The organism is Leifsonia sp. 1010 (assembly GCF_031455295.1).
Lineage (GTDB): Bacteria > Actinomycetota > Actinomycetes > Actinomycetales > Microbacteriaceae > Leifsonia.
In genome coordinates this window covers 279,286-299,494 of record NZ_JAVDSL010000001.1, presented here as the reverse complement: position 1 = coordinate 299,494, position 20,209 = coordinate 279,286, and the positions used below count along the sequence as shown (strand labels likewise).

At 70.6% G+C, this 20,209-nt stretch carries 19 protein-coding genes; 10 read left to right on the top strand and 9 right to left on the bottom strand.

Annotated features, from left to right (window positions below; translation table 11 throughout):
- The first annotated feature begins 53 nt into the window (after positions 1-53).
- Positions 54-692 carry a TetR family transcriptional regulator C-terminal domain-containing protein gene (locus J2Y42_RS01430; RefSeq protein ID WP_309854152.1) on the top strand — a complete coding sequence of 213 codons (639 nt, stop codon included), beginning with the start codon at positions 54-56 and terminating at the stop codon, positions 690-692.
- 4 nt (positions 693-696) lie between these two features.
- Here the strand turns inward: J2Y42_RS01430 and J2Y42_RS01425 are convergent, their stop codons facing one another.
- The 6 genes from J2Y42_RS01425 to J2Y42_RS01400 form a co-directional block, all read right to left on the bottom strand.
- A complete protein-coding gene (locus J2Y42_RS01425) occupies positions 697-1,749 on the bottom strand; it encodes an alpha/beta hydrolase (RefSeq protein WP_309854149.1) in 1,053 nt (350 codons plus the stop codon).
- Positions 1,746-2,636, bottom strand: a complete 891-nt coding sequence (locus J2Y42_RS01420; protein WP_309854146.1) for an alpha/beta fold hydrolase — start codon at positions 2,634-2,636, stop codon at positions 1,746-1,748. Before J2Y42_RS01420 ends, J2Y42_RS01425 begins: the two co-directional genes overlap by 4 nt.
- Positions 2,633-3,391, bottom strand: a complete 759-nt coding sequence (locus tag J2Y42_RS01415) for a 3-hydroxybutyrate dehydrogenase (protein ID WP_309854142.1) — start codon at positions 3,389-3,391, stop codon at positions 2,633-2,635. The genes J2Y42_RS01420 and J2Y42_RS01415 overlap by 4 nt, the downstream gene beginning before the upstream one ends.
- Positions 3,392-3,511: 120 nt before the next feature.
- Entirely contained in the window at positions 3,512-4,492 is a 981-nt protein-coding gene (locus J2Y42_RS01410; protein WP_309854139.1) for a Gfo/Idh/MocA family oxidoreductase, read from the bottom strand.
- 306 nt (positions 4,493-4,798) lie between these two features.
- Entirely contained in the window at positions 4,799-5,866 is a 1,068-nt protein-coding gene (locus J2Y42_RS01405) for an oligopeptide/dipeptide ABC transporter ATP-binding protein (protein WP_309854136.1), read from the bottom strand.
- Positions 5,850-6,857, bottom strand: coding sequence for an ABC transporter ATP-binding protein (locus tag J2Y42_RS01400; protein ID WP_309854133.1), 1,008 nt, complete (start codon positions 6,855-6,857; stop codon positions 5,850-5,852). Before J2Y42_RS01400 ends, J2Y42_RS01405 begins: the two co-directional genes overlap by 17 nt.
- Positions 6,858-7,022: 165 nt before the next feature.
- Between J2Y42_RS01400 and J2Y42_RS01395 the strand changes: the two genes are divergently transcribed.
- The 7 genes from J2Y42_RS01395 to J2Y42_RS01365 are packed head-to-tail and all read left to right on the top strand — an operon-like array spanning position 7,023 to position 14,915.
- A complete protein-coding gene (locus J2Y42_RS01395) occupies positions 7,023-8,231 on the top strand; it encodes a membrane dipeptidase (RefSeq protein ID WP_309854131.1) in 1,209 nt (402 codons plus the stop codon).
- On the top strand, positions 8,231-9,847 hold the full coding sequence (locus J2Y42_RS01390) for an ABC transporter substrate-binding protein (RefSeq protein ID WP_309854127.1): 1,617 nt from the start codon (positions 8,231-8,233) through the stop codon (positions 9,845-9,847). The genes J2Y42_RS01395 and J2Y42_RS01390 overlap by 1 nt, the downstream gene beginning before the upstream one ends.
- Positions 9,848-9,868: 21 nt before the next feature.
- A complete protein-coding gene (locus tag J2Y42_RS01385; RefSeq protein WP_089877920.1) occupies positions 9,869-10,831 on the top strand; it encodes an ABC transporter permease in 963 nt (320 codons plus the stop codon).
- Positions 10,828-11,724 (top strand): ABC transporter permease, encoded by an 897-nt coding sequence (locus tag J2Y42_RS01380; protein ID WP_309854121.1) that lies wholly within the window; start codon positions 10,828-10,830, stop codon positions 11,722-11,724. The genes J2Y42_RS01385 and J2Y42_RS01380 overlap by 4 nt, the downstream gene beginning before the upstream one ends.
- A gap of 14 nt (positions 11,725-11,738) precedes the next feature.
- The gene (locus J2Y42_RS01375; protein ID WP_309854119.1) at positions 11,739-12,911 is read left to right on the top strand and encodes a Xaa-Pro peptidase family protein; all 1,173 of its coding nucleotides are present in this window, start codon (positions 11,739-11,741) and stop codon (positions 12,909-12,911) included.
- A gap of 52 nt (positions 12,912-12,963) precedes the next feature.
- Positions 12,964-13,872 carry an alpha/beta hydrolase gene (locus tag J2Y42_RS01370; protein ID WP_309854117.1) on the top strand — a complete coding sequence of 303 codons (909 nt, stop codon included), beginning with the start codon at positions 12,964-12,966 and terminating at the stop codon, positions 13,870-13,872.
- Positions 13,803-14,915: an Lrp/AsnC family transcriptional regulator gene (locus J2Y42_RS01365; protein WP_309854114.1), complete on the top strand. Its 1,113-nt coding sequence runs from the start codon at positions 13,803-13,805 to the stop codon at positions 14,913-14,915. Before J2Y42_RS01370 ends, J2Y42_RS01365 begins: the two co-directional genes overlap by 70 nt.
- Before the next feature lie 286 nt (positions 14,916-15,201).
- Here J2Y42_RS01365 and J2Y42_RS01360 read toward each other — a convergent pair whose 3' ends face one another.
- Positions 15,202-16,794 carry an ATP-dependent DNA ligase gene (locus J2Y42_RS01360; protein WP_309854110.1) on the bottom strand — a complete coding sequence of 531 codons (1,593 nt, stop codon included), beginning with the start codon at positions 16,792-16,794 and terminating at the stop codon, positions 15,202-15,204.
- 60 nt (positions 16,795-16,854) lie between these two features.
- On the opposite strand from J2Y42_RS01360, the gene J2Y42_RS01355 reads away from it, so the two are divergent.
- Positions 16,855-17,226, top strand: coding sequence for a cupin domain-containing protein (locus tag J2Y42_RS01355; protein ID WP_309854107.1), 372 nt, complete (start codon positions 16,855-16,857; stop codon positions 17,224-17,226).
- Positions 17,227-17,263: 37 nt separating this feature from the next.
- On the opposite strand, the gene J2Y42_RS01350 is transcribed toward J2Y42_RS01355, so the two are convergent.
- Positions 17,264-18,589 (bottom strand): MFS transporter, encoded by a 1,326-nt coding sequence (locus J2Y42_RS01350; RefSeq protein WP_309854104.1) that lies wholly within the window; start codon positions 18,587-18,589, stop codon positions 17,264-17,266.
- 168 nt (positions 18,590-18,757) lie between these two features.
- Between J2Y42_RS01350 and J2Y42_RS01345 the strand changes: the two genes are divergently transcribed.
- Entirely contained in the window at positions 18,758-19,336 is a 579-nt protein-coding gene (locus J2Y42_RS01345; RefSeq protein ID WP_309854102.1) for a helix-turn-helix domain-containing protein, read from the top strand.
- Between the two features lie 141 nt (positions 19,337-19,477).
- Here the strand turns inward: J2Y42_RS01345 and J2Y42_RS01340 are convergent, their stop codons facing one another.
- A complete protein-coding gene (locus J2Y42_RS01340; protein WP_309854099.1) occupies positions 19,478-20,179 on the bottom strand; it encodes a DedA family protein in 702 nt (233 codons plus the stop codon).
- Between the last annotated feature and the right edge of the window lie 30 nt (positions 20,180-20,209).

Sequence of the window (20,209 nt, the reverse complement as noted above, 5' to 3'; positions counted from 1 at the left end):
TTGTTGATCGAATGATCAATATCTGAGGCGACCGTACCTATACTGGGCGGACCATGTCAAGAGCACCCCGTCGCCCGCCCGCGGAACGTCGCGCCGAACTCTCGGCGGCCGCCCGCGACCTCGCGCTCACCGACGGGCTCTCCGCGGTGACCATGCGCGGTGTCGCCGGCCGCGCCGGGGTCGCTCCCGCCCTGGTCGCGCACTACCACCCGGTGATGGATGAGCTGGTCGCCTCCGCCTTCACCGCGGTCGTCGCCGCCGAACTGGAGGAGGTGCGTGCCCTCCTCGATCGGGAAGACGACCCGACGGCACGTCTCGCCGCGCTGCTGCGGACGCTGCTCGACGGCACCCGAGACGATGTCACCCTCGTCTGGGTCGAAGCCTGGGCGCTCGGCCGGCGGAATGAGGCGCTCGCCGCCGCGGTGCGCGACCAGATGGATGCGTGGCAGTCGCTCCTCCTCGACGTCGTCGAGCGCGGGGTCGCAGCCGGCGTCTTCCGCACCGACGACCCGGCGCAGGCCGCGTGGCAGCTGCTCGGCATGATCGACGGACTCAACGCGCAGGCCCTCGTCCGCTGGGGCGCGGGCGGCGAGCGCGGGCCGGTCCTGGCTCACGCGGTCGAGGGGCTCCTCGGCCTCGCCCGCGGCACGCTCGACGCCGCAGCGGCCCCTGGTGCCGCCGCCGAGTCGTGAGTGCTCAGCCGATCCAGGCGAGCAGCTCCGCGCGGAACTCGTCCGGCTTCTCGATGTGGGCGGAGTGCCCGCAGTCCTCGAACACGACCTCGCGGGTGACGCCTCCGGCCGCGGCGTAGCGGTCGAGCACGGCCCGCGTCTGCACGAGCATCGGCTGGGGTGGAGCGACCTGGTCGCCCGGCCATCCCGGGATGATACCCGCGGCGCCCAGCTGGTTGAGGTCGAAGAAGGAGGCGTCGCCGACGATCGCGTCGACTGCGCCGTGGATCCACAGGATGGGCGGCTTGGCCGGCGCATCCACGATGCCCGAGGTGTCGAAGTACGTCGGGGCCAGGGTGTTGAGGATGCCGCGCGTGCCCGGCGCGAATCCCGGCCAGTGCTCGGACGTGCCGGCGTCACCGGGGTAGTTGTCGGGGCCGGTCGCCGTGGAGAGCATCGATTCCACCCAGAGGTCCTCGTACTCGGAGACGAACCCGGGCGCGACGTAGGAGGAGCGGTACACGGCGCGCGGCGACGTCGGCGATTCCTCGCCGGTGTCCCCGGCGGCCAGGCGCGCCACGAAGTCCGGGTTGGCGCCGCCGCCCCCCGTGCCCGACGCGTCCGGGTTGAGCAGGCTGCCGTCGGCGGCCGTCCCGCCGAAGCCGTAGGGCGAGACGGGGGAGACCAGGGTCAGGCTCGCGACGAGGTCCGGCCGGTCGAGCAGCAGCTGCATGACCACACCGCCGCCGAGGCTCCAGCCGACAACGTGCACCGCGCCGAGACCGAGCTCGTCCGCCACCGCCGCGACGTCGTCGGAGAAGTCGCGGACGCCGCGGGTCGCATCCACCGGGAGGGTCTCGCTGTCGCCGAACCCGCGGAGGTCGACCGCGAGCGCGCGCACGCCCTCCGGCAGCGACAGCATGAGCGGCTGCCAGAACAGCGACGACGAGACGTTGCCGTGCACGAACAGCACGGTGCGGAGCGGGTCGCCTACGGCCGGGCGCTCCAGCACGTTGGCGGTGTAGCGAGACGTGCGGACGGCGCGGGCGTCGATGCCGGGCAGCAGCGTTCCACTCATCGGGGTGTCTCCTTCGGGTCGAGGACGGGGAGGACCTGCCGCAGGCCGGCATCGGTCATGAGGATCGTGTAGTGATTGACGTCGTCCGCCTCGTGGATGCGCATCCCGGGCAGCCGCTCCCGCCACTCGGCGACGACGGCGGGGTCGTAGAGGGGCGGTCCGTCGAGGAGGCCGCGCGGTGCGCGCACGAAGTCCGTCGGAACGCGGAGGGCGGTCAACGCCTCGGCGTAGCCGGCCGACCCGTCGAGCTCGAGGGCGTTCACGGACACGGCGTCGGGGTCGGCGCTCGACCGCAGCTCCGGGGCGTCGCCGATCAGGTCGTACGTGACGTAGTCGGCGATCGCGGCGTTCCACCACGGACCGATCGCGGGATGCCGCCGCCAGAACGCCTCGTACTCCTCCGGCGACGCGAACCGCATCCGCAGACGCTCGAGCGCCGGGCCGAGGATCACGGCCGGGAGGTCCTCGGTTGGGACGCCCTGGGGTGCGGGGACGGGCAGGCCGCCGTCGATCAGAACCGACCGCTCGACCCGATCCGGGTGGCGTTCGGCGAAGCGGACCGCGACGAAGCCGCCCATGGAGTGACCGGCGACGACAACCCGGTCGACCGCGAGCGCATCCAGCGCCCTGGCCAGATCGTCGGCGTGCTGCGTGAGCTCGAAGGGACCGGGAAGCCCGGAGCTGCGGCCGCGCCCGCGCAGGTCCGGTGCGATCAGACGGCGGTTCGGCAGCGCGTCGGCGGCGAGCAGCCAGGCGCGGTGGCTGGCCGTGATGCCGTGGATGGCGAGGATGGGCATCCCCTCGGCGTCCGGATGCCACACACCACCGGTGAGATCGCCGCCGTCGACCGGGACCGCGAACGGCGTGTACTCCGTCGCGGTCGTCACCGGGCGCTCCACCCGCCGTCCATCGTGTAGCTCGCGCCGGTGACCATGCCCGCGTCGTCCCCGGCGAGCCAGAGCGCGAGGCTGGCCACCTCGGCCGGCTCCACCAGGCGCTTGATCGACGCCTCGGTCAGCATCACCTTCTCGACCACCTCGTCCTCCGGGACGCCGTGCAGGCGCGCCTGGTCGGCGATCTGCTTCTCGACGAGCGGGGTGCGGACGTAGCCGGGATTGATGCAGTTGGAGGTGACGCCGTGCGCTCCGCCCTCGAGCGCGGTCGTCTTCGAGAGGCCCTCCAGGGCGTGCTTGGCGGTGACGTAGGCCGACTTGAACTCGGACGCCCGCAGGCCGTGGACGCTGGAGATGTTGACGATCCGGCCGAAGCCCCGCTCGTACATCCCGGGAAGCGCGGCGCGGATGAGGAGGAACGGCGCCTCCACCATGATCCGCAGCATCAGGGCGAACGTCTCCGGCTCGAAATCGGGGAGCGGGCGGACGTGCTGGATGCCGGCGTTGTTCACGAGGATGTCGACATCCACCGCCGCGTCGGCAGCCGCGTCGGCCAGCTCGCCGGTCTTCGACAGGTCCACCTCCCAGGCGTCGCCGCCGAGCCGCGCCGCGACCTCGCGCGCCGCGCCGCCGTTCAGGTCGGCGATCGTCACCCGGGCACCCGCGGCCGCGAACGCCTCCGCGCAGGCCAGCCCGATACCGCTGGCGCCGCCGGTGACCAGCGCGCGCCTCCCCGTGAGATCGGTCATCGATGACGCTCCTTCCCCCCGGGCCAGCGGCCCGAGGGCCACGGATCGCCAGGCGCTCCACGCGCACTCTAACGCCGGGCGCGGGGAACGCGGAAGGGTTGCGGGTGGTCTGGCCGCGCCTCAGCCGTAGACGAGGCCGATGCGCTCCCGGATGGTGTCGAGAGTTCCCATGATGGCGACCGACTGCGAGAGCGGGAGGCGTACATCCTCTCCGCCGCCTGCCGCGATGAGCCGCTCGATCGCGCGCGCCTGGTATTGCATCCCGCGCCCGTCGATGCGCGACTCGTACGTCTCGATGACGTGGCCCTTCGGTTCGACGACCCGGAAGGAGGTGGGCGCGTAGAAGGTCGCAGCGAGCTCGACCCGCGCGTCCGTCCCGACGATCGTGGCGCTGTTGTCGCCCGCGGCGTCCAGCTCGGTGGTCAGCGCGGCCTGGGCGCCGCTCTCGTACCTGAGCAGGATGGACGTCTGGCGGTCGACGCCGGTCGCGGTCGGTGTGGACAGAGCGAGTACCTCGTTCGGGGCGCCCAGCACATCCCAGGCGAACGACACGGGATAGATGCCGAGGTCGAGCAGTGCGCCGCCGCCGAGGGCGGGGTTCAGCATCCGGCCCGCCGGGTCGGGGTTCGTGAGCTGCGAATGGTGGGCGACGACCGAGCGCAGCTCGCCGAGGGTGCCGTCGCTGATGATCTCCTGCAGTCGCTCCATGTGCGGCAGCCACCGCGTCCACATCGCCTCGAGCGCGACGAGCCCGCCCGCGCGGGCGGCGTCGGCGATCTGCTGCGCCTCGGCCTCGTTCATCGTGAACGGCTTCTCGACGAGCACGTGCTTGCCGGCTGCGAGGGCGAGCAGGGCGTTGGGGGCGTGCTGCGGATGCGGCGTGGCGACGTAGACGACGTCGACGTCCGGATCGGCGACGAGCTCCTCGTAGCTGCCGTGCGATCGGGACACGGCGTGCGCGGCGGCGAACTGTGCGGCCGCCTCCGGGGTGCGGGAGCCGACCGCGGCGACGGTGTGGCCGTCGAGCTGCAGGTCGCGGGTCATGGCGGCCGCGATGCCGCCCGTTCCGAGGATGCCCCACGCGGGGGAGGAGGTCGTCATGCGGTCATCGTACCGACGGGGGGCGCGTGGACGTTCGGCGGTCGGTCGTCTGGAACGGAGGTGGATCGGGCCGCCGGCGTCGAAACGTCCTCCGTTTCCGGTGATTCATCGGCGCGGCGGAGGGATTCTCCTCCGATTCCGGCGTGCCGACGGGGTTGGGAGGAAGGGAGGAGAAACGGCGCGACTCGCCGCCGCGAGGCCGGAATCGGAGGAGTTTCTGGCCGCGGCGGGCGTGGGATCCTCCGTTTCGCGCGGGTTGGTGAGGGGCGCGGGCCGGACGCGGAGGCGGGCGCAGGCGACCGGGCGTCAGGCGACCGGGAGGCCGACCGCCTCCTCGGCGTGGTGGCAGGCCACCTCGCGCAGCGGGATGCCGGGTCCGTCGAGCGGGCGGAGCGGCGGGACCACCGTGCGGCACTCGTCGGTCGCCATCCAGCAGCGCGGGTTGAAGCGGCAGCCCGACGGCGGATCCACCGGCGACGGCGGCTCCCCAGCAAGGATCCGCCGCTGCGCCAGGCGCCCCCGGCCCTCGCGGGTGGCGGTCGGCGTCGCCGACAGCAGCGCCTGGGTGTAGGGATGCGACGGGGTCTCGTAGAGCACGTCGGTGTCGCCGAGCTCCGCGATCCGGCCGAGATACATGACGGCCACGCGGTCGGCGACGTGCCGGACGACGGAGAGATCGTGCGCGATGAACACGATCGACACCCCGAGGCGGCGGCGGATGTCGCCCAGGAGGTTGATCACCTGCGCCTGCACCGACACGTCGAGCGCGGAGACCGGTTCGTCGCAGACCAGGACGTCCGGGTCGAGCGCCAGAGCGCGGGCGATGCCGATTCGCTGTCGCTGGCCGCCGGAGAACTGGTGCGGGAAGCGCGTGAGCATGTCCTCGCCGAGTCCGACCAGCTCCAGCAGCTCGACGGCCCGTGCGCGCCGAGCGGAGCGGTTCATCGTGTGGGCCGCGGCGATCGGCTCGGTGACGATATCGAGCACCGTCATGCGCGGGTCGAGGGAGGCGTACGGGTCCTGGAAGATCATCTGCACCCCCTCGCGGAGGTGCTTGCGGTCGCGCCGGCGGCCGCGTCCCACGTCGGTGCCTCGGTACGCGAGCGTGCCCTCATCGGGACGTTCGAGGCCGACGAGCATGCGCGCGAGAGTCGACTTGCCGCATCCCGACTCCCCGACGATGCCGAGGATCTCGCCGGCGTGCAGGTCGAGCGAGATGCCGTCGACCGCCGAGACGGTCGCCGATCGCAACGCGGAGCCGGTCGCGAAACGGCGGACAAGGCCGTGCGCGCTGAGGACGACCTCGGTTTCCGGGGCTGTCGGGTCGCCGGCGCGGGAGTCGACGACGGTGCGGGTGTCAGGAGACGAGTTCACCGATGAGCTCCTCGGATCGGATGCAGGCCGCCCGCCGACCGGGGGCGACCTCTTCGAGCGGGGGACGGACGCTGCGGCAGGCCTCGACGGCCAGGTGGCAGCGGGGATGGAACGAGCAGCCGGACGGGACGCGCGCCGGACTCGGCGGCGACCCAGGGATGGTGAGCAGATCCGACCCGCGCTGTGCCGCCTGCGGAACCGACCGCAGGAGAGCCTCCGTGTACGGGTGGGCCGGGCGGGCGAACACCGTGTCGGCGTCGCCGGACTCCACGATCCGGCCGGCGTACATGACGGCCACCCGGTCGGCGACCTCCATGACCACGCCCAGGTCGTGCGTGATCAGGAGCACGCCCATCCCGAGCCGGTCGCGCAGCGAGCCCAGCAGGTCGAGGATCTGCGCCTGCACGGTGACGTCGAGCGCGGTCGTCGGCTCATCCGCGATGAGGAGTTCCGGCTCCAGGGCGATGGCCATGGCGATCAGGATGCGCTGACGCATGCCGCCAGAGAACTGGTGCGGGTAGTCGTCGACCCGGCGCTCCGGGGCGGGGATGCCAACGAGCGCGAGGAGTTCCGCGGCCCGGGCGCGCGCCTCCTTCCGGCCGGCGCCGCGGTGCACGCGGAAGAGCTCGCCGATCTGGTCGCCGATCGTCATCACCGGGTTGAGTGCCGAGAGGGCGTCCTGCAGGACGAGCGAGATGCGCTCGCCGCGGAGCCGCCTGCGCGCCTCCTCGCTCACCGACAACAGGTCGAGGTCGCCCAGGCGCAGCACGTCGGCCGTCACCCGGGTGTTCTCCTCGCCGAGGCCCATGATGGCCCGCGCGGTGACCGACTTGCCCGAGCCGGACTCGCCCAGGAGCGCCACGAACTCGCCCCGGCCGACGCGGAGGTCGACCTCGCGAACCGCGGGGATGTCCGGTCCGCCGCCGGTGAAGGCCACGGAGAGATTGCGTACCTGCAGCACGTCGGTGCTGCGCGCGTTCGATGTGTCCACGTCGACATCCTCGCATGTGAGTCGTTTCCGGAATGTTTCAATCAGGAAACATCCGTGCCGAATTTTCAAATCAATGTTGACACAGCCGCCGGATATCCGCGAGATTGGCTGCTGTTGCGCCTGATTGCGCAGCGGCCTCAACCTCACCAGGACGAAGGAGACAGCGTGCTCGACCCCGCCCCGCGCTACACGGGCTACACCGCATACGACTACCTGGAGGCCGGCAAGGACTACCGCGAGTTCCGCTACGCCAAGCAGATCAACCGGGTGCCCGAGTACGCCGGCCTCGACCTCAGCGACGACCAGTCGGAGCGCACGACGCGCCTCCTCTCCGAGTCGACGGTCATCTCCCTGCACGACCACGTGCAGGTCTTCCCCGAAGACATGACCCAGCTCCGCGACCACATCCGCCAGGGCCGCGAACCAACCGGCTACCAGGGCCTCTCGCGCTCCGGGATCACGGCGGTCTTCGACAACGGGATGGACGGCACCTGTTGCATCTCCAGCGACGCCGGCTGGAAATACCAGGACGTGCTCTTCGACCTCGGCGTCCGCATGGCCGACCTGGCCCACCAGGACTTCGTCATCAAGGGCGAGACGATCAAGGACATCGAGTACGCCGCCGAGACCGGGCGCATCGCCCACATCTTCGCCCTCGAGGCGGCGACCCCGATCGAGAACGAGGTCGACCGGCTCGACGTGCTGTACGGCTTCGGCGTGCGCCAGATGGGCATCGCGTACTCGGAGGCCAACTACCTCGGCTCCGGGCTCAAGGAGCGCGGCGACGGCGGGCTGACGTACTTCGGCGAACGCGCCGTCGAGCGGATGAACAAGCTGGGCATCGCGATCGACGTCTCGCACTCGGGCGACCGGACAGCGGTGGATGCGATCAAGGCCTCCAGCAAGCCGGTCTTCATCACCCACGCCGGAGCCCGCGGCCTGTGGCCGACGAACCGCATGAAGACGGACGAGACGATCATCGAGTGCGCCAAGCGCGGCGGTGTCATCGGCATCGAGGCCGCACCGCACACGACGCTGTCGCCCCAGCACCCACGCCACTCGCTGGAATCGGTCATGGACCACTTCCAGTACTGCGTCGACCTCGTCGGTCTGGAGCACGTCAGCTTCGGACCGGACACCCTGTTCGGCGACCACGTCGGACTGCACGACGCCTTCTCGTCCAACCTGTCCCTCGGGCAGGCGCACGGGACGGTCGACTACGAGAAGGTCGAGTACGTCGACGGCCTCGAGAACCCGGCCGAGGAGTTCTACAACATCATCGGCTGGCTGGTGAAGCACGACTACTCCGACGACGAGATCCGCGCCGTCGTGGGTGGCAACACTCTTCGGGTCCTGAAGGAGGTGTGGGTCTGATGCGCCCACGGAAGATCGCGGTCGCGGCGGCAACACTCGCCGTCGCGGCCCTGGCACTCAGTGCGTGCGCGCCGAGCGCGCCGCCCGCGGCGAGCTCCGCCACGGCCGGCTCGGCGACGCTCACGATCGCCACGACGACCGACGTCGTCAACTACAACCCGCTCGTCGGCAACAGCCGCAGCGACTACTGGATCACCAACCTCATGTATCCGCACCTGCTGGAGATCGCGAACGACGGCTCGAAGAAGCCGCAGCTCGCCACCAAGTGGGGCTACGTGAACGACACCACCGGGTACTACGAGATCCGCGACGACATGAAGTGGAGCGACGGCCAGCCGCTCACCGCGGAGGACGTCGCGTGGACGATGAACGCCGTGAAGAAGGACAAGCCCTCCGGCACCTTCTACGGCCAGCTCGCCAACCTCGACACGGCGAAGGCGGTGTCTAAGACGCGGGTCGAGTTCACCCTGACCAAGCCGGATTCGTCGATCGTCGACGAGATCGGCTTCTGGGGAAACATCGTCCCGAAGCACGTGTTCGAGAAGGCCGACTCCGTCGCCACGTTCCCGAACGACGGCAAGGACGGCGGCTGGGTCAGCGCCGGACCGTACAAGCTGTCGGCGGTGCAGGTGGGGCAGAGCTACACGCTCGACCGCGTCGACGACTACCCGCTGGTCGAGGGCGGCACGCCGCTCTCCGCCAAGGTCGTGTACCGGGTCTTCCCGGACGTCAACACGGAGATCCTCGCGCTGCAGAGCGGTGAAGTGGATGCGATCGCCAACGCGCTGCCCCCGGCGCAGGTCGCGAAGCTGAAGTCGACGAGCGGCATCACGGTCACCGAGGCGGTCGGGCTGGGCTACGCCCACATGACCTACAACATGAAGAACCCGGTGCTCGCGAAGCTCGAGGTGCGTCAGGCGCTCGCCCACGCGGTCGACTACGACGCGATCCGCAAGGTCGTCCTGCAGGGTCAGGCCGTGTCGACCGGGTCGAGCCCGCTGATGCCGGTGCTGAAGGACTACTACGACAAGTCCATCAAGGAGTACTCGTTCGACACGGACGAGGCGCGGTCGCTGATGGAGAAGGCGGGATACACGGCCGGCTCCGACGGGATGTTCCCCGTCAAGTTCCGGCTGATCTACTCCCTCCAGGACAGCGTCACCTCGCAGTGGGCGACCCTCGTCAAGGACAGCGCGGCGAAGGCGGGCATCCCGATCGAGCTCCAGGGCACCGAACGGAACACCTACCTCGCGATGACCAACAAGGGCGACTTCGACATCTACGCCGGCAACTTCGCCATCATGGACGACCCGGTGACGAACATGACGCTCGCCTACCTCCCCGAAGGCGCCATCAACTACACCTACGTCGACGACGCGAAGCTCAACGACCTGATCGCCCAGGGCGCCGCGACCACCGACAAGAAGGAGAAGGTGAAGCTGATGCGGGAGGCCGCGAAGATCGTGCGGGACAACGTGTACGACAACATCATGTACACGCAGAACCTGTACTTCGCGTCCAGCTCGAAGTGGACCGGGTTCGTCTCGAAGCCCAGCGAGCTGCTGTCCATCGTCAACCCGGTCTCGGTCGCCAGCGCGCACCCGACCGGCAAGTAGCCGAAAGCGAGGCCGACCCGCGTGTCCCGGTTCCTGTTCCTGCTCCCGAGGCTCGGGAGGGGTGTGCTCACGATCTGGTTCGCCGTGACCGTGACGTTCCTCCTGCTGCGCCTGCTGCCCGGAGACCCGGCGCTGGCGGTCGCCAGCCCGAACATGACCGAGGACACGCGGGCGGCCCTGCTCCAGCAGTACGGGCTCGATCAGCCGCTGATCGTGCAGTACGGCATCTATCTGTGGCAGCTCGTCCAGGGAAACCTGGGGGTCTCGTTCACGCAGTCGATTCCTGTGCTCGACGTGCTGATGCAGCGACTCCCGTGGACGCTGCTGCTCACCGGCACCGCTCTGGTGCTCACGGTGGCCGTCGGCATCCCGCTCGGGGTGCTGGCGGCCTCCCACCGTGGCCGCTTCCTCGACAAGGTGGTGCAGATCGTCGGCGTCACCGGCCAGTCCATCTTCGTCCCGAGCATAGGCGTGCTGCTGCTGTTCGTGTTCGGGCTGATGCTCCACTGGCTGCCGATCGGCGGAGCATACGACCAGGACGCCTACGGGTTGGCCTGGTACGGCTCGGTGGCCAGCCATCTCATCCTGCCGGCGGTGTCGCTCATGCTGGTGCAGCTCGGCTCGTACGTGCTGACCATGCGCTCGACCCTGATCGACGCGCTGGGAGAGGACTACACGACCCTGGCCCGGGCCAACGGTCTCCCGTACCGCCGGGTGCTGTGGAAGCACGCCCTGCGGAACGCGCTGCTCCCGACCACGACGCTGATCGGGCTCCAGCTGGGCTTCCTCGTCGGCGGCGCCGTCCTCACCGAGACCGTGTTCGCCTACCCGGGCATCGGCCGCGGGATCTACGAGGCGGTCACGCAGCTCGACTTCCCCGTGCTGCAGGGCGCGTTCCTGATGCTCGCCATCACGGTCGTGGTGGCGAACATGATCACCGACACCGTCTACGGATTCCTCGACCCGAGAGTGAAGAAGGCATGACCCAGGCAGCAGTCACCGAGGCCGCGGTCGGCATCGAGCCGGTCGCTCTGGAGAACGGCCGCGCGGCCGCGCAGACCTGGCGGGCGTTCCGCCGGGAGCCGCTCGGGATGCTGGCGCTCGCCGTCCTCATCGTGCTCACCATCGTCGCGATCGCGGCCCCGCTGATCGCGCCCTATCCGCCGAGCTACGGCGACCCCGTCCTCGCGCCGCCGAGCGGCGCCCACTGGTTCGGCACCGACAGCCTCGGCCGGGATGTGTTCGGCGAGGTGGTCTGGGGGTCGCAGCAGAGCATCCTGGTCGCGGTGGCGGCCTCCGCCATCGCCATCGTCGTCGGGACCATCGTCGCCGTCGCCGGCGCGTACTTCCGGCGGCTCGACGGCTTCATCAGCGTCGTCGTCGACCTGACCCTGTCGCTCCCGGTGCTGCCGTTGATGATCCTCATCGCCGCGCTGGTCGGACCGAGCACCACCACGATCATCCTCGTCGTCGCAGCCTTCTCCTGGCCGGAGGTCACCCGGCTGGTGCGCTCGCAGGCGCTGACGGTCGTGCGCCTCCCGTACGTCGACGCCGCCCGGCTGATGACCTCCTCCCCGCTGTGGATCATCGTGCGGCACGTGGTACCGGCGGTCACTCCCGTGATCGTCGTCTCGGTCGTCGTCACCGCCTCGCGCGCCGTGCTCTCGGCCGCGGGCCTCGCCTTCCTCGGGCTGGGCGATCCGAACGTCTGGTCGTGGGGGCGCATCCTCTACGAGGCGCAGCAGTCGGGCGCGATGTCGAGCGCCTGGTGGCTGACCCTGTTCCCGTCCATCGCGATCCTGCTGCTCGTTCTCTCGGCGACGCTGCTGTCCATCGCCTACAACGACGCGCGCAACCCCAAGTCGCGTCGCCGCTGATCCGAAGGAGACCCGTGTTCCGCACCCTGCTGACCGCCGACGCGCTCGACCGCATCCAGGACCGCGTCCGCTCCCGGCTCGCCGCCGAGGGGCTCGACGCCCTGCTGACCGACTCGCCGGAGGACGTCGCCTACCTGACCGGCTTCTTCCATCATCCGAGCGAGCGTCCGGTGGCGGTGTGGATGGATGCGGAGGGCCGCACGGTCCTCCTCGTCCCCGAGCTCGAGCGGGAGAACGCGGAACGCCAGTCCGCCCGTGCCGAGTTGGTGTCCTATCCCGAGTTCCCCGGCGTCCTCCCGCCGTTCCGGGCGCTCGCGGACCGGGTAGGGCGCGCCGGCCGGGTGGGGTTCTCGACCGGGGTGACGTGGGAGCGGCAGGCCGCCGCGTTCGCCGAACTCGACGCAGGCGAGGCCGTTGCGACCCCGCTGGTCACCGTGGCCCGCTACGTGAAGCTGCCCGAGGAGGTCGCCCTGCACGCCGAAGCTGCGCGCATCACCGACCTGATGCTCGAATCCGGGGTCGCCCTGATCCGCGAGCGCGTCTCGGCCGGCGGCGAGCTGCCGAGCGAGGCGGAATTGGCCTCGCATGTCGGCGGAGTCGGCGTCTCGACGATGTACGCAGAACACGACGATGTCGTCGTCGTATCGCCGCTCGCGGGCGGTCTCGTCTACGCGGGCGCGAACTCCGCCTACCCGCACGGGCTGCCGTCCGGGTACCGCCTGCACCCCGGCGACACCTTCATGCTCTCGCTCGGCTGCGCCGTCGGCGGCCGCTTCGTCGAGGGGGAGCGCACCTTCGTGCTCGGCACGCCGACCGCCGACCAGCGGCGCTACCACGACGCCGTCCGGCTCGCGCAGGCCACCGGCGCCTCCGCCATCCGGCCCGGCCGCGAGTGCCGCCAGGCGAACGCCGACTGCATCGACGTCATCCGGGAGGCGGGCCTCGGCGAATACCTCCGCCATCGGCAGGGGCACGGCATCGGACTCGGGATGCACGAGCCGCCGTGGCTGGAGGACGGCGACCCGACGCTGCTCGAAGCGGGGATGATCGTCTCCAACGAGCCGGGCGTCTACATTCCCGGGCATGCCGGTTACCGCATCTCCGACTCCATGCTGGTCACGGAGGACGGCGCGAGACCGCTGACCTCGTTCCCCCGCGACCTCGACCATTGCACCATCGACCTCTGAACCACCGATCTCCGAATCACCGCACCACAGCACCGCCATCGAAAGGAACCCCGTGACAACAGACGTCTCCCCCGAGTTCGCCGCCGCGACCACCACCGCGCAGTTCGTCGAGATCAACGGCAATCGCCTCGCCGTCGAGGTGCTTGGGCCGGAGGGGGCGCCGGTGATCATCACCCACCACGGCGCACCCGGTCTCGGTTCGCGCGCCGAGCCGCGCGCCAGCTTCGGGCGGCTGGCCGACGAGTACCGCGTCGTCGTGTTCGATGCGCGCGGCTCGGGCGAGAGCGAGGGCAACGGCGAGTTCAGCCACGAGCAGTGGGCGGCAGACATCGACGCGCTGCGCGAGTGGATCGGCGCCGAGCGGATCGTCATGGCCGGCGGCTCGTACGGCGGCTTCATGTCGCTGGAGTACGCGACGCGGTACCCGGACCGGGTGCTCGCCCTGGTGCTGCGCGACACGGCGGCCGACAACTCCCACTCGGAGCTGTCCCGGAAGAACGCGCTCGCCTCCGACCGGGTGACCGTCGACATGGAGAAGTTCGACCGCATCGACGAGGGCCGGGTGCGCGACAACGACGACCTGCGCGACTGCTGGCGCGAGATCCTCCCGCTGTACGACTACGTCTACGACCCGGAGGCGGTCGAACGGAAGGTGGAGGCGACCCCGTACCGCTACGAGGCGCACAACTACGCCTTCTCGAAGAACCTTCCGACCTATGATCTGAAGGGGGCGCTCCCGGGGATCACCGCACCCACGCTGGTGACCGTCGGGCGGACCGACTGGATCACGCCGGTCTCGTGCTCGGAGACGATCGTGTCGCTCATCCCGGATGCGCGGCTGGCGATTTTCGAGAAATCGGGTCACTCCCCCCAGATCGAGGAGGCGGAGGCATGGACGGACACGGTGCGGGGATTCCTGCACGAAGTGGTGCCGCCGGTGCGGAGCGCGGCGTCCGAGTGAAGGCGCTCGACACCCTCGACGACCTCGACCGCCGCATCATCGTCGCGCTCCAGCACGACGGGCGAGCGAGCTGGACCGCGATCGCGGACATGGTCGGCAGCTCCTCCGCCACCGTCGCCCGCCGCGGCCAGCAGCTGGTGCAGGACGGCGTCGTGCGGATCGCCGTCGTGCCGGCCCTCGGCAGTTCCGGGCAGGTCGACACGTTCCTGGTGCGGCTGAACTGCCGTCCGGGCACGCAGCTCGAGGTCGCGGCAGCGCTCGTGGAGCATGCCGACGTCCGCTTCCTCACGCTGGTGACCGGACAGTACGACATCATGGCCGAGGTCGTGGTGACGGGAGGGGCGGCGCACTACCCGCAACTCATCCAGCAGCTGCAGTCCATCGCCGGCATCAAGCGCTGGCGCAGCGACCTCATCATGCACGTGCACAAGGTGCGGCACGACTGGAGCCGGCAGCTGTTCGCCGAGACGATGAAGCTCCCGCAGGAGGACGAGAAGGCGTCGCTGGTCGACGCCGAGATGTGCGAGCCCGACCACCTCGACGAGGCCGACCGCCGCATCCTCGCCGCCCTCCGCGACGACGGCCGTGTCACCTTCCAGGCCATCGGCGACCGGACGGGCATGAACGAGTCCAGCGTGCGGCGCCGCTTCGACCGGATGCGCGCGAACCACTGCCTCGACATCCTCACGCTCGTCCCCGCGGCGGCGCTCGGGATGGGAGCGGAGACGCTGCTGCTGGTCAAGGTCGCGCCCTCCCGGCTGGAGGCGGTCGCGCAGGAGCTCTCCGGGTATCCGGCTGTGCGCTACCTCGCCTCGCTGCTGGATGATAACTCCCTGTTCTGCGAGCTGATCACGCCGTCAGTGGCGGAGCTGAACCAGTTCATCTCGCACACCCTCTCGGTGCTCGACGGCGTCGAGGGATGGACGGGCGCGATGGAGCTGCTCTACCTCAAGCGCGGCTTCATCGAGACGCCGTGGTGGCGGGCGCAGGTCGGCTACGCCGACGAGGCCGAGCGGCGGGAGGCGGCGCGCCTGCGGGCGTGACGCTCGCGTCCGCCCCCAGCGGTCGGCTCCGTCGGTGCGGCTGAAACGGAGGACATCCCGCGCGTCCGGCTCCGCGCATCCTCCGTTCGTGGCGAAACGCCGCGCATCGCCGTGGGAGTTCCTCCCTTCTGCGGCCCGCCGCGGCACTTCTCCCGCGTCCGCGAGGTTGCGCGAAATGGAGGAGATTCCGGCCGACACTCTGGCGGAATGCGCGGACCGGAGGAGTTCGCGAGCCGATCGGACCCGGAACTCCTCCGTTTCGGCGAGCGGGGGAGGGACGCGGCGGTCACTCGCGGAGGAGGCCGCGCAGCGTCTCGATCGTGTCGGCCTCGCCGGCGTCCTTGTCGTCGCGGTACCGCTTGACGCGGGCGAAGCGCAGGGCGATGCCGCCGGGGTAGCGGCTGGAGCGCTGCACGCCGTCGATCGCGATCTCGACGACGGTCGTCGGCGCGACCCAGACCGTCCCGGCGGTTCGCCGCACCTCGATCTCCGGGAAGTGCTCCGTCTGCCAGGCGAGGAGCTTGTCGGTGAGGCCCTTGAAGGTCTTGCCGACCATCACGAACCCGCCCGGCTCGCCGAACGCGCCCTCCGGATCGCGGGCCCCGAGGTGGATGTTCGACAGCAGTCCCTGCCGCCGCCCCGACCCCCACTCCACGGCGAGGACGACCAGGTCGTAGGTGTGCACGGGCTTCACCTTGACCCAGCTGGAACCCCGGCGACCCGCAGCGTACGGAGAGTCGATCGCCTTGACGACCACGCCCTCCTGCCCGGCGGAAAGGGCGTCGCGCGCGACGCGCTCGGCCACCTCCGGATCGGCCGTGACCTCGCCGGGGATGCGGTGATCGCCGGCAACGCGCTCCAGCTCCGCCAGCCGGATGGACAGCGGCTCGTCGAGCAGATCGCGGCCGTCGACGTGCAGGATGTCGAAGAACCAGGGATGCAGCACCGTCTCGCGAACCGCATCTGGACCCTCAGTCGCAGGCTCCTTCGGCGCTGGGGTCGCGGCGTCGCTTCGCGCCGCCCCTGAGCTCCACCGCGCAAACCTCGACATGGTGTCCTGGAACGGCCGGGGTGCGCCGTCCTCATCCAGCGACAGGGTCTCTCCGTCGAGGATCACGTCGCGCACCGGCAGGCGCCGCGCCACCTCGACCACCTCCGGCAGACGGTGGGTGATGTCCGCGAGGTTGCGGGTGAAGACGCGGACCTCGTCGCCGCGTCGGTGCACCTGGATGCGCGCGCCGTCGAGCTTGTACTCGACCGACGCCTCCCCGGTTGTCGCGAGGGCCTCCGCCGCGCTCGGGGCCGACGCCGCCAGCATCGGAAGAACCGGCCGGCCCACGACCAGGCCGACCGCATCGAGCTCCTCCGCAGTGCCGGTCAGCGCCAGGCGGGCGGTCTCGCCGAGGTTTCCCGACAGCATCGCGGCGCGGCGAACACTGGCGCCGGGGCGGTCCGCGGCCCGGGCGATCGCATCCATCAGCACGCCTTCGAGCGCCCCCGTCCGCATCTCGCCGAGGAGCACGCGCGCGATGAAGTCCTGCTCGCGTGCGGTGGCCCGCGCTGTGAAGTCGCGGAGGGCGCGGTTGCGCTCACCGGCCGAGCCCGATCCCGACGGCGCCGCGAGGCGGTCGAGCAGCGCATCCAGATCATCGACGGTCAGAGAGGACTCCGACGCGGGTTCGCCCATCGCGCCGCTGAGCCCGCGCCAGCCGACGCCGACGCGCCCCTGCCGGGCCTTGCCGACGAGGAAACCGACGGCCGGGGCGATCTCCTCCGGATCGAGGTCGGCGAGAAGCGCCGCGAGCGCATCCACCTTCGCCAGCCGGGACCGGGTGGATGCGACGGTCTCAGCCGTCGTCACGAGCGTGTCGAGGAGCACCTCCCCATACAACCACCGCCCTCCGACGTCGTGCGGTCGAGCCGGTCCTAGGCTGACGACATGAACACGGTCCACAACCTCGACGCCGCCTTCGCCCTCATCCCGGAGCCGTGGCAGCCGCACCGCCTCGCGAGCGTCAACGACTACGACGTGAAGGTGGCGCGCCTGCGCGGCGAGTTCGTCTGGCACGCGCATCCCGAGACCGACGAGCTGTTCCTCGTCATCGACGGGCGGCTCACCATCCAGCTGCGCGACGGGGATGTGGAGCTCGGTCCGCACGACGTGTTCGTCGTCCCGCGCGGCGTCGAGCACTGCCCGAAGACCGACGAGGACGCGCTCGTCGTGATGGTCGAGCCGAAGGGGACGGTCAACACCGGCGACCGTCCGGGCGAGCGCACCGCCGAGGTGCGCGAACTCGCCGACGAAGCCTGACCGGTCGAGCCGCCGCCAGCCGCCATCCTGCGCAGGCTCAGGCCCGCGCGTCCTCCCGGACGACGGGCTGCGATCCGCTGGCCTCATTGAGGGTCTGGCCGGTCGTCTCCGGGGCCATCACCTGCGACACGAGCGCGCCGATCACGCAGACGACGGCCGCGATGATCATGCACCAGCCGGTGCCGATGGAGGCGATGCCCACCGGCAGCAGGAAGGTGCCGGCCGCCGCTCCCACCCGGCTCGCCGCCGCCGCCACGCCGACGGCCGAGCTGCGCACCTCCGTCGGCATGATCTCGATCGGGTAGACCGCTGACAGGTTGCCCTGCAGCGCGTTGAAGAAGGCGAAGACGGCGAAGCACGCGATGGTGACCCAGGCGGGCGCTCCTGACCACACGCCGACGACGGCGAGCGCCGCCGCCATGATCCAGAACGGCGGGATGAGCTGCTTGCGACGGCCGATGTGCTCGATGGTGAGGGCGCCGACGAGGGCGCCGATGGTGGCCAGGCCGTTCACGCCGATGGTGCCGGCGGCCGGGTTGGTCAGGTCGAGCGACTTCAGCACGACCGGCGCGAAGGTGAAGATGGCGAAGTAGGGCGCGACGTTGCACGCCCAGAAGACGCTGATGAACAGCAGCCGGCGGAGGTTCTGGCCGTGGAACAGGGCGCGGTACCCGCCGCGTGACTCCTGCTCCGCGTCCATCCCCTCGGCGGCGAAGTAGTCGGCGCCGAGGTTCTTCTCCACGATCTCGTCGGCCTCCGCCTGGCGGCCGCGTCCGATCAGCCACCGCGGGGACTCGGGGATGCCCATTCGCACTACCCACGCACCGATCGCGGGGATGACGCTGGTGGCGAGCACCCACCGCCAGTCGGCGCCCAGCGCGACCATCGCATAGGCGACGACGACGGCCACCAGGAAGCCCCCGTACCAGCACACGAGCAGAGCGGAGAGGCGGCGTCCCCGGTTGCGGTTGGGCGCGAACTCGGCCAGCATCGCCGCCCCGATTGCATACTCGGCGCCGATCGCGACACCGAGCAGGACGCGGACCAGGAACAGCTGCCACGGCTCGGTCACGAGCGCCTGCAGCACGCCCAGCACGATGAAGCAGCCGATGTCGATGGTGAACATGCGTTGCCGCCCGAACCGGTCGGTCAGATAGCCGGCGAGGGGTGCGCCCACGAAGATCCCGATCAGCGAGGACGCGCCGATCAGGCCGGCCTCGACCGGCGATAGGTGCAGTGCGGTGGTGATGGCCGGGAGCACGACGCTCAGGATGCCGAGGTCGAAACCGTCGAGTCCCTCGCCCCAGGCGGCGCTCAGGTTGATGCGGCGGACGAGGGACCGGCGGCGCTGTTCGATGCTCACGAGCCGACACGGTGGCCGGAAAACCGGATGGACGGTAGGGGTTGCCTTTTCGGGCTGTGCGCATCCTGTGTTCGTTTCCCCACCCTCGCCTGACCGCTTTTCCTCTCGCCGAGGGGCGCCCGCGATATCGTCATCTCAGACACGCCACTTCGGGAGACGGGCCTTCGCATGCCGAGACAGGAGCGCGCGGAGCGCACGCGCCTCGCCATCCTCGACGCCGCCGCCGCGGAGTTCGACGAGCACGGTTACGAGGGTGCCCGCCTGGAGCGCATCGTCGAGCGGACCGGCGCGACCAAGGGCGCGGTCTACTTCCACTTCCGATCCAAGCTCGACATCGCTCGCGCCCTCGTGGCCGAGAAGTACGCGAACTGGCCGGTGGTCATCGGCGAGGTCGAGGAGTCCGGGGTGCGTGGTCTGGCCGCCGCGCGGGAGCTGACGCGCCGCGTCGGTGCGCTGCTGGCCACGGACGTGCGCGTCCGTGCCGCCATGAAGCTGTCGCAGACGGTGCTGCCCCCGTCCGCCGACGAGAACCCCTACGCGCGCTGGGTCGCGGTGCTCTCGCGCCTCCTGGAGCAGGAGACCGAGGACCGCGGCGGGCCGGCGGTGGACGCCCGAGCCGTCGCGACCGTCGCGGTGCACGGCATCTTCGGGGCGTACATGATCGCGGACGAGCGCGGGATGCTCGACGGGCTCGAGTCGGACATCGAGAGGATCTGGAATGTCCTCGCCGTGCCCTTCGATCGCTGAGCCCGATTTGCACTCAAACCGGTAAGTCCGTATGTTTTGGCGCGGGGACACCGACGACACTCGGCGTCGTCACCGGGGGAGTACGCCCCGTCTCGTTGCGAGTCGGGGCGTACCCCGACCCCGACCTCGCGCTTGCCGCAGTCAGGCCGACGGGTCCGCATCCCGTCGCGCTGCGCGATGACGCAGGATCCGGCGCAGCACCAGCCAACCGAGCACCAGACCCACGGCGACGTAGACGACGATGTCGATGTACTCCGTGTACCGCTCGACGAGGTGGTACTGCGTGCCGAGGGCGAACCCGGCGCCGACGAGGATCGCGTTCCAGAGCAGCGTCCCGCCGAGGGTGAACGCCGCGAACCGGCCGAACGGCATCCGTGTCGCTCCCGCCGGAAGCGAGATCAGGCTCCGCACCAGGGGCACGAGCCTCCCGAAGAATACGGCGCCGCGTCCGTGGCGCTTCAGCCAGTCGGCGGCCTTGGTGAAGTCCTCCTCCTCGACCAGGGGCAGCCGTGACAGCAGCCGGACGGCGCGCTCCTCGCCCAGTTTGCGGCCGAGGACGTAAAGGATCGCGGCGCCGGCGAAGCTGCCGAGCGTCGCCGCCAGCAGCACGAGCGCGACGTTGAGCGAGCCCTGATAGGCGAGGAACCCGGCGAACGGCAGGATGACCTCGCTCGGGATCGGTGGGAAGACCACCTCCGCCAGCGAGCAGAGCCCCACGCCGATCTCGCCCAGGGCGGTCATGACGCGGGCGGCGAGGCCGGCGATGCCGCCGAGTTCGGTGGGGTCGGCCTGCGTCTGGATCGGGGACGCGGCGGCGGGCAGGGCGAGGAGGTGTCCTGTCATGCCGACGACGGTACCCGCGACCCGGTGGGA